The sequence below is a fragment of the Reichenbachiella agariperforans genome (assembly GCF_900142205.1).
Taxonomy (GTDB): Bacteria; Bacteroidota; Bacteroidia; order Cytophagales; family Cyclobacteriaceae; genus Reichenbachiella; species Reichenbachiella agariperforans.
Window position 1 is genome coordinate 100,385 of record NZ_FRAA01000010.1, and the last position, 12,974, is coordinate 113,358.

Below are 12,974 nucleotides of genomic sequence, written 5' to 3' on the forward strand. Positions count from 1 at the left end.
GTTACCTTTTTAATCTCAGGCGTTGAAATTGCTGATCCCCGCTCACAAACAGCTCATATTCATTTGTACTCTCGTGGTACAATATCGCCAATTCCTGACCCGTACGAAGCGGCGTGTCGTGCAGAATCCTCCCATCCAAGTGATACATAGATGTCCGTTGTGTATCTGGGTCGATCACGATCACAACGCGGTTGTCTTCACTAAATGTGTAATATTGAAACTGGAGATTTTCGCCTGTAGAGTTAATCTGAAATAGTTTTTCTAATTGCTCATCAAAAAACTCCACACTACCTTGTCGGTTTCGTACGACGATGAAATTTTCTCCATCCATCGAACTCACCAGTTTATAATTCTCCATCGAGTGCTCTTTGCGCAACTGTCCCTTTCGTGTCACTGCTCCTAAGAGATTGAACACGATCAGTTCACCATTGTCAGTCATGGCAACCACCTCGGTGGTTTTAGGACTAGCTCCCTTTTCTATATGTAGCGGGCTAGAGATCGTTCCCTTCAGATCCAAAGGAAAACCAGTTTTGGGCTCACCACGTCTGTTCAAACTATAAGCCAAGCCATTGTCCTGCAAGAACATCATATAGTCGTTGACTTTGACACGAAGATGCTCTGCAGGCATTACAGGTTCTCCTGTGAGTTTCAGTGGATTCCAGCCATCTAACTCCTTCCCTGTCTTATCGATCAAATAGTAGAAGCTCTTTTCGGTTGCGATCATGATACGGTAGTTTCGTGAATTGTCATAGTCGATCAATGATAGGAATTTAACTGGTTCATTTGATTTTACTTCTTTCGGATATCCCGGGATATAGACTCCTGTCCTATCGATCATGTGTACGTGATGTGGGGTAGAGAACAAATACTGCAATTTGCCATTTTTATAATAATCCACTTGATACACAGGACTCGTCAACTGCTCCTCTATGAGTATATCCAAAACAACCTGATTCGTTGCAGAGATCAAGTGCAAATTCCCCGTACTATCCTGCACCATCATTTCTAGGGTGCGGTCGTTGTGATTACGCACGGCATAGGGTTTAGAGGTCAGAGGCACTGCAAAATCCATCTCGGCAATCATATCAAATTGCTGTGGTTTTTGATTTTCGATCAGTCTACCAGGATGTTGAAAATGCACATTGGTATAAAACTTATTGTCTACCCCTGTGAACTGTATCGCTGCGTACTCTATCTGCTTCAGTACTGGCTTGTTATCCTCGATATAGCGAGACCAGTCTTCGTTGAGCGTTTGTCCTAATAGCCCCCACAGCCCCGTAGACTTGACGTATATACTGAGATTCGCCCCCTCATTGGTCGATTCCAAAAAGCCATTCGTTTTGATAGATTTCCTCCAAGTGTTCTCCGTATCGATCTCATCGATCATCACCTCCAGCGCGTGCTGACTATTGCCTATGAATACAAAATCACGGTTGACGAAATAGTAGCTCGTCGCAAACCCAGCAAACAAATCACCAAACATACGAGCAGGCAACTCATCTAACAATATCTCACCAATGATGCGATTGGCATACCTTTCATGATAGAATGAGGTATCTGGTCTAGAATCTCTCGCTAGCTCCTCCATATAGTTTTCGGCACGAATGCGATCTTTATGTTTGATACAGAAAATCTTTTCTCGATCAAGATTCTTTTTGGATTCTAACACAAAAAAGCCCATTTCATCTCCTATAAAATCGTAAAACTTCTGTACATCGAACTGATACTTGTTCTCTATCTCGCCGATGCGCGTCAACTGACTCGGCTGATGTTTTCTCCAGTAATTTTTGAGGCCATTGTGCCAGGCATTAACATCCTCAAATGACATGTGCATCACCAATGATGAACGATCTGGGATCACATTTTTCATCTCAAACCCTGTCCCTTTTACTCCAACAAAAGAAGAGAGATAGTTAACATTGGCAGTATCAATATAAGAAAACCCCGAAAAATTGATATCATCTTCACCGATATTCAGATCTAAATAGAGCAGATCCGTTAGCCACTCGATGTTGCTCCCATCTATATCTACAGGATCGACGAAGTGATGAACCAACCGATTGAGTTCCTTCATATTGACATAAAGTCGTCCTTCCCCTACAGCTAACTGTTGGCTGGTCTTCTCCATGTTAAGGTTGCCAGTGTAGGGATTGTGTTTGCCGCTTTCTAGCGTACGTATCGCATCATCCACTAAAAATGGTGAAAAGCTTAGAATCAAATAGTTTCGAAAGAAAATATAGGCCAGTTGTGTCCCTGCTTTTTTAAACTCACTGATGGTGTAGCCCTGGTAAACTCTTTCGCTCTGGACAAATCCTTCCTCTTCGATGAGGTATTTGACCGCTTCCGCTAAAAAATCATGCTGAGACAAGTCTGATACTTCTAAAATATAGAGGTTAGCCAATGAGGCATTGGCTCCCTGATGTACCGAAATCAAAAGATCATTGGCAGCCACGACACGCTCAATATTATAGCCACCACCGATCAATGAATCCAAAGTATCTAACGATGCAGCGGTACGCTGTAGTTCAGGCAAGCTTTTTAGGTTAACCAAGATTTTTCGTTCTTCGTCGCTAGACAGCAGTTTGATCCAGTTGGTAGGCTGAAACACCATGATGGAATGCTGCGGCACAAAAGACCACTTCGTAAGATTGGCATATTGCCAGTGAAAATAAAAGTAAATACCGGATCCTATCAGTACCAGAAAAACAGGAAGGAGGATTAGAGTTTTTTTCACACGCGTTGTTTTCTGCAAATTATCCAGTGTACCATACTTATGCAAAAATGATTTGGGTTTCCCTATCAGTTATTTTCCAAGTAAAACAACAGATGTCCTAGAATGGCGATTTGATACAAATCAACTGCTCTTTCACAGGCACTTACTACGCTGCTTTTCGATTGAAAAGGAATCTCAATTAATCCTTTTTCTTCTTCAGTCTAGACATCACGTTACTCGGCTTATCTTCTTTTGGTTTCTCTGTCGAAAAACGCTGATCACTTGACTCCCTTGGTCTTTCTATCAACTCCTCTTTAGGCTCTTCGACTATAGGTAGTCGTTCCTTTGGTTTCACTTCTCTGGGGGCAGGGCGTTCTTCATCAGGACGTTTACTACCATCATACAGTTCGTACTCTAGCAATCGACAGTCGATCTTCGCATTTTGAAACTCCGTACGACTTTTGGTTCGTAAGCCAATGGACTTGGCCAAACGAGAGTTTCCCGTAAAGATGTAGCCCATCTTACCCTTGCAGGACTGCTTGAAGAAATCTCCAATGTCGCTGTACACGGACTTGAGCATTTCCTCTTCACCGAGTCGCTCTCCATACTCAGGATTGAGCATCACTAGCCCTGGCCCCTCTGGAACCTGAGATTGTTCAAAAGGCACTTTCTCGAACTCGATCATGTGCTCCACACCTGCCGTTCTGGCATTTTGGCGTGCCGCCTCGATCGCGTCACCATTCCAGTCCGTAGCGACAATCTTTGACTTGATCTTATCCTTCATTTTCACTTTGGCCAGCGCATCTTTCCACAACTGGTTGTCATAGCCTAAGATGTGCATGAAACCAAAATTGCGACGCTTGAGACCCGGAGGCACATCTGCCGCCATCAAAGCTGCCTCGATTGCCAGTGTACCACTTCCGCACATCGGATTGATAAAGCTACCCTTGTCATCATTCCAGTCCGCTGATACGAGACATGCACTCGCTAATGCCTCTATCATCGGTGCTTTGAACGGGATCTTTCGATACCCGTGCTTGGCGATCGTCTCTCCAGATGTATCGATGTAGACATGCACCTTGTCCAAATACCAATAAAGATAAACGACGGTTCTATCTCGTTCCTTACCCGAATCTGGACGCTCACCATTCTCCTCCTGCATACGATCCACGATGGCATCTTTCAGTTTCAGATTGGCAAAACGCACATCTAGTATATAGTCGTTCTTCACAAAAGACTGTATAGACACATAGCCCTTGCCCGGAATGATCTTGTGCCACGGTATCTTCTTCGCCTCCTCATACAGTTTATCCGGGGTGTTCGCATCGAAAGACTTGATCAACCACAGCACACGCGAAGCGGTGCGCAGGTGCAAATTAAGATCAACGACCTCTTTCCAGCCTCCCTCAACGGTAACACCGCTCTTGTCAGCTCTGAGGATACGATAGCCACGCCCTTCTACTTCCTTTTTGAGAAACGGTGCTATGCTCGGCTGACAGTTGATGACTAATTTGGATTGACGCATGAATGCTTGAGTTAAAAATGAGAATAAAGAGTTCGAAAGTAAAAAGTGATAAAGTTGAAAGTCGCGAGTAAAAAACTAGTCTGTCCCTCAGTACACTTTGCCACTTTATACTTTCAAGTCCTTTTACTTAGAAAAATACTGATGAAACCAAGCGATCGTTTCGATACCCTTGTAATAGTTGAATAGACCATAACTCTCGTTTGGAGAGTGGATCGCATCCTCGTCCAAGCCCATACCAAGTAAGACTGTATCAACCTTGAGTACTTCTGAAAAGAGCGCCACGATCGGAATACTGCCTCCATCTCTGGTTGGTATTGGAATTTTGCCCCAAGCCTTCTCTATCGCTTCGCTCGCTGCTTTGTAGCCTTTGGCATCAGTAGGCGTCACGGCAGGGTTACCTCCGTGATGTGGAGTCACTTTCACTTTGACATAGTCTGGCGCGATGCTTTCGATATGATTTTTGATCAATTCCGTAATCTCGGTGTGCTCTTGATTGGGTACGAGACGCGTAGATATTTTGGCGTAAGCTTTCGAAGGCAAAACCGTCTTGGCTCCTTCTCCTATATATCCACCCCAAATGCCGTTGACATCCAGTGTCGGACGAATCCCCACGCGCTCTAGCGTCGTGTACCCATCTTCTCCTTTGACTGCTTCGATACCCAAATCCTTCTTGTACGCATCGAGACTAAAAGGCGCTTTGTTCAAATCCTCTCTCTCTGCCTGCGTGAGTTCTACGACCTTGTCATAAAAGCCAGGTATCGTCACCTTGCCCGTTTCGTCCATCAGAGACGAAATCATCGTACAAAGTGTATTGATCGGGTTGGCGACTCCTCCTCCATATACTCCAGAGTGGAGGTCACGATTTGGACCCGTCACTTCTACCTCTAGGTAACTAAGACCTTTGAGTCCTACAGTGATCGACGGGTGTTCATTGCTGATGATGCTCGTATCTGAAATCAAAATCACATCCGACTTGAGTTTCTCGGTATTCGCTTTTACAAAATCGCCGAGATTATCAGATCCTACTTCTTCCTCTCCCTCGATCATGAACTTGATATTGCATGGGAGTTCGTTACACGCCACCATCGCCTCAAATGCCTTGACATGCATATACATCTGGCCTTTGTCATCGCAAGCTCCCCGCGCATAGATACGCTCGTCCTTGATCACAGGCTCGAAAGGAGGAGAATCCCATAGTTCATACGGATCAGCAGGCTGCACATCGTAGTGGCCATAGACCAGCACTGTAGGTTTGGCTGCATCGATAATTTTCTCTGCATAGACGATTGGGTGACCCGGCGTCTCACAGATTTCGACATTGTCCGCTCCGATCTTCTCAAAATTCGCTTTGAGATACTCCGCTGCTTTACGCACATCGCCTTTGAATTTGGAGTCCGCACTCACGGATGGTATTCTGAGCAAATCAAATAGCTCATCCAAAAACCGCTGCTTATTTTCTTCTAAATATTGTATTGATTTCATATCGGGAATATTTGTTGTTTAATTTCTGTTTGTCTCAATGCTAGACACTAGATACTCTGTACTAATAAAGACATTTCCTGTTGCAGCTTCAGTGCTTCTTCTCTTGCCTTCTCGGCAAAGTCCACACCATTGGATGCGTAGATGATACCGCGAGTAGAGTTAATCAACAATCCACATTGGCTATTCATGCCGTACTTGCAGACCTCTTGCAAGTCTCCACCTTGCGCACCGACTCCAGGCACTAGCAAAAAGTGATCGGGTATCGTCTTTCGAATATCCGTCAGATACTCTGGCCGAGTTGCTCCCACGACATACATCATGTTTTGATCGCTCCCCCATGCTTTGGAAGTCGCCATCACATGCTGATAAAGAGGCTTACCGTCAGCTTCGAGAAACTGAAAATCTTTTCCTCCCTCATTGGAGGTCACTCCGAGCAAAATCACCCATTTGTCCTTGAACTGAAGGAATGGCTTGACCGAATCTGACCCCATGTAGGGCGCGACGGTCACCGAATCAAAATCCATATTCTCAAAAAAGGCTCGCGCGTAGAGCGCCGATGTATTGCCAATATCACCTCGTTTCGCATCCGCAATCGTGAAAATCTCTTTCGGAATATAATCAATTGTCTTTTCGAGGGACTCCCAGCCCTTTGCACCCATTGCTTCATAGAAAGCAATATTAGGCTTGTAGGCTACTGCCAAATCCTTCGTGGCATCTACAATCTGTTTATTGAATTCAAAAATCGGGTCTTCCAACTCCAAAAGGTGAACGGGGATTTTATTGATATCCGTATCCAGCCCTACGCACAAAAAGGATTGCTTCTGCTGAATCTGCTCGAAAAGAAATTCTTTGGTCATGCGGCAAAAATAAGAATACCAAAATCAAAAATTAGGGATTCCCTGTTCTAAATAAATCATCCATGGGGCAAACCACGAAGTGTAAACTTTCTAGTCAGCCAATTACTTCCTCCCAAGGGTCTAGGAACTCGTCCGCCGTAGCGGAACGCGAAGGAGAATTAAACCCAAAAGGCTACCGCACTGCGATTAAAATAAGTAATTTTGCCCCGATGGATTCGATACTCATACAGCCAAAAGATGATGATGAACACAACTACATTCTAGAGTTGCTACAAAACATAGGTGCACTCCACAAGACCATCAGTGAGGAAGAGACAGAAGAGTTTGAGATGGCCATGATGATGAAGGCATCTATTAGCACTACTGGAATCCTACGAGACGAACAAGAAGCAAGTATCCTGACCAAAGAGCAGATGAACGTCCTCAGAAGGAGCGAGCTAGACATCCAAGAAAAACTCATCATCACCGAATTAAAAATCCAAACCGAAGAAGCAGAATGGTTAAAGGCATAATCTGGACTCTAACCGCCAGACAAGCCCGTCAGGCGATTCTAGAAGATATCTACGCAGCAACAGGCGACAAAAATGAGTGCCGAAAATTTACCCTTCTCCTCAAGGTTCATTTGAAATATATCTCTAAATACAATTTTGCAGGGATAGAGTCCAACTATATCGCCATGCGCGAAACCAACTGTGGTGATTACAAAATCTTCTACAAAATCCGATCTGGCTCTATCAACATCACTGGGTTATTTAAAACCAATCAAGTATAGATAGTGCGCCTCATCCAGCACCCCATACTGTGCAACTACTACGTCACCTACCGTTGCAATGCCAAGTGTGGCTTTTGCGACATTTGGGAGCGACCTTCTCCCTATGTCACCATAGAGCAAGTCGAAACCAACCTGATATCACTCAAAAAACTAGGCATCAAAGTCATCGATTTTACCGGAGGCGAACCGCTGCTGCATAGAGATATCGATCATTTTTTCGCATTCGCTAAAAAGCTGGGTTTCATCACCACACTCACCACCAACGGGCTGCTTTACCCCAAACATGCAGAGGGATTAAAAGGCAAAGTCGATATGCTACATTTCAGTCTCGATACGGCTCACAAGGAGAAACATGACACGATGCGCGGAGTAGCCTGCTACGATCACGTCATGGAGTCCATCCAGATCGCCAAATCACTCGGCGAAAGACCCGATATTCTCATGACAGTCTTTGAAGATAATATCGGCGAAATCGAAAAACTGTACACAGACGTGTGCCTCCCCAATGATCTTATCCTAATCCTCAACCCTTCCTTCGAGTACAACGAAGTGGAAACAGGTTCAGAGCTTTCGAATCAATCACTAGAAACTTTGACACGCTGGGGCAAAAAGAAAAACATCTATCTCAATCAAGCATTTATCCAGCTCCGCCGAGACGGTGGCAACCAAACCGAAAAACCCGTCTGCAAAGCTGCTAGCACCACTCTCGTCATCAGCCCAGAAAACGAACTACTACTGCCCTGCTACCACCTAGGCACCAAAGGATTCGCTATAGATGGAGATTTAGAAAAAGTATACCACTCAACAGAAGCACAAAAACTAATCAAACTAGAAGGCCGCCTACCCGAGTGTCAAGGCTGCACCATCAACTGCTACATGCAGCCCTCTTTTGCTGTAGAGATGAACAAATACTTTTGGCTCGCCCTGCCTAGTACCTTCAAATACAATTGGATCAAAGGTACTTGGAGACAGTTAGTCTAACTACTTCTTGGGCTTCCAAATCCAAATAAATCACCTCATTTGGAACCTTCCATTGTATCCATAGCATCTTCAATACGATCCTCTCATTCTCCATAACGAAGAGAATGTCCTATGAAGACAAAATCATTTACTCGGGAATCCCATTTCACTACTTACTTTTAGGATTTATCTCTTAACTATTCGGTATTAATTCATTTATATTTGTGCCCATAAAAATTGTGACGGAAAATTTAATTTACAAACAATGTCCTTTATCATATTTACTTCAATAGTCGCCTTCACCTTAGTGATTTTGCTATTGGTTTTTGTACTACTTTTTGCCCAATCTAAATTGGTGCAATCAGGTGATGTCAACATCACCATCAATGGTGACACGTCTAACCCTATCGTCACCGCTGCAGGATCTACTCTATTGAGTACGCTTTCTGGACAAAAGATCTTCCTCCCATCTGCATGTGGTGGTGGTGGTACTTGTGCCATGTGTAAGTGTGCCGTACTAGATGGCGGTGGAGACGTACTCCCTACAGAAGTAGGTCACCTCAACCGCACCGAGCAAAAAGAACACGTCAGACTCGCTTGTCAAGTCAAAGTAAAGCAGGACATGAACATCGAGATTCCAGAAGAAATCTTCGGGATCAAAAAATGGGAATGTGAAGTAGTATCCAACTACAACGTAGCAACATTCATCAAAGCCTTTATTGTAAGATTGCCAGAAGGTGAAACACTAAACTTCGAAGCAGGCGGATATATCCAAGTCGATGTACCTAAGTGTGAAGTAGACTTCAGTACTGATATAGACATAGCTCCAGAACCAAATGACCCAGCTGGACCAGACAAGTTCAAAGAAGACTGGGACAAATTCGGTATCTGGGATTTGAAAATGAAAAATGACGAGGAGATCTTTAGAGCTTACTCGATGGCTAACCACCCTGCAGAGGGGAACATCGTCATGCTAACGATCCGTATCGCTACCCCACCATGGGATAGAGCCAAAAATGCATGGATGGATGTAAATCCAGGTATTTGTTCTTCTTATGTATTCTCTAGAAAACCAGGAGACAAAGTAACGATATCTGGACCTTATGGAGAATTCTTCATCAAAGAGACCGAAGCAGAAATGATATACGTCGGTGGTGGTGCAGGAATGGCACCAATGAGATCTCACCTATTCCACTTGTTCCACACCTTGAAAACAGGTAGAAAAGTAACTTATTGGTATGGTGGACGATCTAAAAGAGAATTATTCTACGAAGAAGATTTCAGACAAATCGAAAAAGAATTCCCTAACTTCCAATTCGAAATCGTACTCTCTGATCCACTACCAGAAGACAACTGGGTAGAGAAAAAAGACATGGATGACACGGAAGGTGACGGTTTCTTGGGATTCGTTCACAATGCAGTAATCGACCAACAGTTGAAAAAGCATGAATCTCCAGAAGATATTGAATTCTACTTCTGCGGACCTCCGATGATGAACCAAGCAGTTCTCAAAATGTGTGACGACTGGGGTGTTCCAGATGAGAATGTATCCTTCGATGATTTCGGTGGGTAAGCTTACCGAATAAAGATTTTCAAAGCCCAGACATTAAGTTGTCTGGGCTTTTTTTGTAGCTTTGATTCGACCATTAACATTATCTAACACATGGATCTCAAACTCTTTTTCAATCCCATAGACGCTAGCCTCAAATCAGAACAATTCGATAGCGATTCGCTAATACAGTCGATCTATATCAACGAGAGCAAAATCCCGAGTCTGGAATCTATAGATATAGCCATCATAGGCTTGAGCGAGACCAGCGGCAGTGAGAGCATTGCTGACTCGGGACTGAAACACATCCGTCAAAAACTCTATGGATTAAAAAAAGGACAAGGAAGCTGTAACATCGTAGATCTGGGCAATCTAAGAAATGGCACGGAGCTAGAAGAGACCTACAAACGCATTCAAGTAGTGTGTCAACGTCTCATCGAAAAAAGAATACTTCCTATCCTAATCGGAGGATCACATGATTTAGATATCGGGCAATACCTCGCCTATCAAGAGGAAGAAAAAATGGTCAGTGTCCTCAATATTGATTCTCGCTTTGATATTACCAACAAACAAGAGCAAGCGCCCAACCTGAGTCATTTCCATAAGATATTCACACACGAGCCCAATTACCTCTTTAATTTTACACAACTCGGACATCAATCTTATTTGGTCAATCCCTCTGCAGAACAGGTGCTAACCCAACTCGGCTTTCATAGCCTCAGGCTAGGAGCCATGCGGGATGATTTCAGAAGAGTCGAACCTTTGATTAGAGAGGCAGACATGATCTCTTTTGATCTCTCAGCCATACAAAAAACATACTGTCCAGGCGGTGACCAATCGGTCGTATTTGGGTTGACGGGTGAAGAAGCGTGTCAAATCATGTGGTATGCTGGCATGAATGACAAATTGAGTTCCGTGGGGATCTACGAATACAACCACGAAAAAGACACCTCAGATCACCAGTCTGCCATGATCGTTGCTACGATGGTGTGGTATTTCATAGAAGGGTTCAAAAACAGAAAGGGAGAGAAAGGGTTTCAAACCAATGACTATGTCAAGTACGTCGTGGCACTGGATGTCAACCCTGAGACTATCGTGTTCTACAAAAGCAGACTGTCTGACAAATGGTGGATGGAAGTGCCGAACATGAATCATACGGGGGTTTATGACAGAAACTATATCATACCATGTGATCATTCAGATTACGAACTAGCTACCAAGGGAGAAATACCCGAACGCTGGATTCAAATATTCTCTAAGCTATAATGCTGTCTGGAGATTATGATTCTATATCTTCATTTATTTCTGTCTCTACTCCCCCTTTATCCTCTACATCGCTATGCAGTAGCGTAAAACGTTCCAAGCCACTCTTCAGCTCCTGCGAAACATCATTGAGCCAGTTTGATTTAAGAATATAGTTATTCATCCCTGCTGATAGTTCTGTTGCCGAACTGGATATCTCCTCTGTTCCTGCCGCAGTTTGCTCTGCTATGACCACTACTTCCTCCGTGATGTTAACCACTTTATTTATGCTTTCGCTTTGTGAATTCGTAGCTCCCAGAATCATCTCAGAAAAACTCAAAGTCTCTGTTGAGGATAATTCAATCTCTTCGAAAACAGATGCAGCTTTGCCAGAAGCCTCCACACTGGACTTAACGACTCCATTCATAGCCTCTATGACATCCGCCGCCTCTAATGTATCCCGCTGTACATCGGTCACTAGTTTTTCGATTTCACTCGCAGATTTTCTTGACCCCTCGGCTAACTTCCTAATCTCTTCCGCTACGACAGCAAAACCACGACCTGCATCACCAGCCTGAGCTGCTTCGATCGCAGCATTTAACGCAAGTAAATTCGTCTGAGAAGCAATGTCAGTAATCACGCCCAGCACACGAGAGATCTCTTTGGATCGCTCAGTCAACACACGCATCGAATCAGTCGTCTTTCCAGAATAAACAGATATCTCCGTCACACTATCTACGACGTACTTTGCAATCTTAGCCCCCTCTTCACTATTCTTTACACCTTTCTTAGCTGCTTCATTGATAGATTGAGATTTTGATCCCATTTCAGTAGAATTTTGCATCATAACCTCCACCAAAGTAGAAGACTCATCCACACGCGACACTTGTGTTTGCGCACCATGACTCATTTGCTCAATGGCACTGGCAATTTCACGTGTACTCGAATTCATTTCTTCTCCCGAACTCAGCATTTCATAAGATGAATCCCCTATATCTTGGGCATTTTTTGCAATCTTCACCAAAAACACGTTCAAATTGTCTAAAGCGACATTTAGGTTATTGGTCATTTGCAGAATTTGACCTTTCGCTTCCAGCCTATAGCGCTGAGTCAAATCACCTTCCGCCATAGCATTCACTATTTTGTTGACTTCTAATACCGGTGTCACTATAGAAGACAAGAGTCCATTCACTGACTCACTTAATTCGCGCCACACACCTTGCTTCTCTCCCAAGACAATCTTGGCCTCTAAATTCCCTACTTCTCCTGCCTCTTTTACCACATATTTGGTTTCTGACACTACATTGGTAAGCTTTTCTCTTAACATCAATAGTGAATTACCCAAGCGGTCATTATCACTCAGTGCAGTAAACTTTACCGAAAGGTCTCCATCCCCCATGGCAGATGAAAAATTAGCAGCTTCTTTCAACTTCTCTAAAAAGAGATTAAGAGATTTAAAAAAGCCTCCTACTTCATCATTTCTACTAAGGTCACGGGAGTCTATCTCCAAATCTATCTCTCCACTACGCAATTGGTCAAACACCCCATTAATACGAGACATTGGCCGCTCTATACTATTGCGTAAGACCCGAAAAGTTAAAAACACAGATAAAGTACCTATAGGAACACTGTATGTAAGGTGAATTAACCCAAAAGACCCGGTAACATAGGCCTCTGTAACTACGACAAACATCGTAGCGATAATCCATATTCCCGCTTTGTAAATGAATGATTTTCTGAATATCCACCAATTGATTGTGAGCAAAACTGGGAGGACACCAAAATAGATAACACAAAGAAAATAAATTAGTTCTTCCATTTGTAAATAGCTTGATTGAAACAAATGTGACCAGTGGCATCACACTCAAAAATCA

The 12,974-nt window shown here is 43.6% G+C and carries 10 protein-coding genes; 5 read left to right on the forward strand and 5 right to left on the reverse strand.

Going from position 1 to position 12,974, the window contains the following annotated elements; translation table 11 throughout:
* Nucleotide 1 precedes the first annotated feature (1 nt).
* The 4 genes from BUB99_RS18790 to pyrF form a co-directional block, all read right to left on the reverse strand.
* The gene (locus tag BUB99_RS18790) at nucleotides 2-2,734 is read right to left on the reverse strand and encodes a hypothetical protein (protein WP_139281098.1); all 2,733 of its coding nucleotides are present in this window, start codon (nucleotides 2,732-2,734) and stop codon (nucleotides 2-4) included.
* A gap of 178 nt (nucleotides 2,735-2,912) precedes the next feature.
* The gene (locus BUB99_RS18795; RefSeq protein WP_073125182.1) at nucleotides 2,913-4,238 is read right to left on the reverse strand and encodes a THUMP domain-containing class I SAM-dependent RNA methyltransferase; all 1,326 of its coding nucleotides are present in this window, start codon (nucleotides 4,236-4,238) and stop codon (nucleotides 2,913-2,915) included.
* A gap of 123 nt (nucleotides 4,239-4,361) precedes the next feature.
* On the reverse strand, nucleotides 4,362-5,720 hold the full coding sequence (locus BUB99_RS18800) for a dipeptidase (RefSeq protein ID WP_073125183.1): 1,359 nt from the start codon (nucleotides 5,718-5,720) through the stop codon (nucleotides 4,362-4,364).
* A gap of 47 nt (nucleotides 5,721-5,767) precedes the next feature.
* Nucleotides 5,768-6,577, reverse strand: a complete 810-nt coding sequence (gene pyrF, locus BUB99_RS18805) for an orotidine-5'-phosphate decarboxylase (protein WP_073125185.1) — start codon at nucleotides 6,575-6,577, stop codon at nucleotides 5,768-5,770.
* A 62-nt stretch (nucleotides 6,578-6,639) separates the two neighbouring features.
* Here pyrF and BUB99_RS18810 point away from each other — a divergent pair, with 62 nt between their 5' ends.
* From BUB99_RS18810 to BUB99_RS18830, 5 genes are all read left to right on the forward strand, one after another.
* Complete coding sequence (locus tag BUB99_RS18810) at nucleotides 6,640-7,089, forward strand: hypothetical protein (protein ID WP_139281099.1); 450 nt, start codon at nucleotides 6,640-6,642, stop codon at nucleotides 7,087-7,089.
* Nucleotides 7,074-7,349: a hypothetical protein gene (locus tag BUB99_RS18815; protein ID WP_073125191.1), complete on the forward strand. Its 276-nt coding sequence runs from the start codon at nucleotides 7,074-7,076 to the stop codon at nucleotides 7,347-7,349. The genes BUB99_RS18810 and BUB99_RS18815 overlap by 16 nt, the downstream gene beginning before the upstream one ends.
* A 3-nt stretch (nucleotides 7,350-7,352) precedes the next feature.
* A complete protein-coding gene (locus BUB99_RS18820) occupies nucleotides 7,353-8,330 on the forward strand; it encodes a radical SAM protein (RefSeq protein WP_073125192.1) in 978 nt (325 codons plus the stop codon).
* Nucleotides 8,331-8,574: 244 nt separating this feature from the next.
* Nucleotides 8,575-9,882, forward strand: a complete 1,308-nt coding sequence (gene nqrF, locus BUB99_RS18825; RefSeq protein ID WP_073125193.1) for an NADH:ubiquinone reductase (Na(+)-transporting) subunit F — start codon at nucleotides 8,575-8,577, stop codon at nucleotides 9,880-9,882.
* Nucleotides 9,883-9,972: 90 nt separating this feature from the next.
* Nucleotides 9,973-11,124, forward strand: a complete 1,152-nt coding sequence (locus tag BUB99_RS18830; protein ID WP_073125194.1) for a formimidoylglutamase — start codon at nucleotides 9,973-9,975, stop codon at nucleotides 11,122-11,124.
* A 13-nt stretch (nucleotides 11,125-11,137) separates the two neighbouring features.
* Here BUB99_RS18830 and BUB99_RS18835 read toward each other — a convergent pair whose 3' ends face one another.
* Nucleotides 11,138-12,919 carry a methyl-accepting chemotaxis protein gene (locus tag BUB99_RS18835; protein ID WP_073125195.1) on the reverse strand — a complete coding sequence of 594 codons (1,782 nt, stop codon included), beginning with the start codon at nucleotides 12,917-12,919 and terminating at the stop codon, nucleotides 11,138-11,140.
* Between the last annotated feature and the right edge of the window lie 55 nt (nucleotides 12,920-12,974).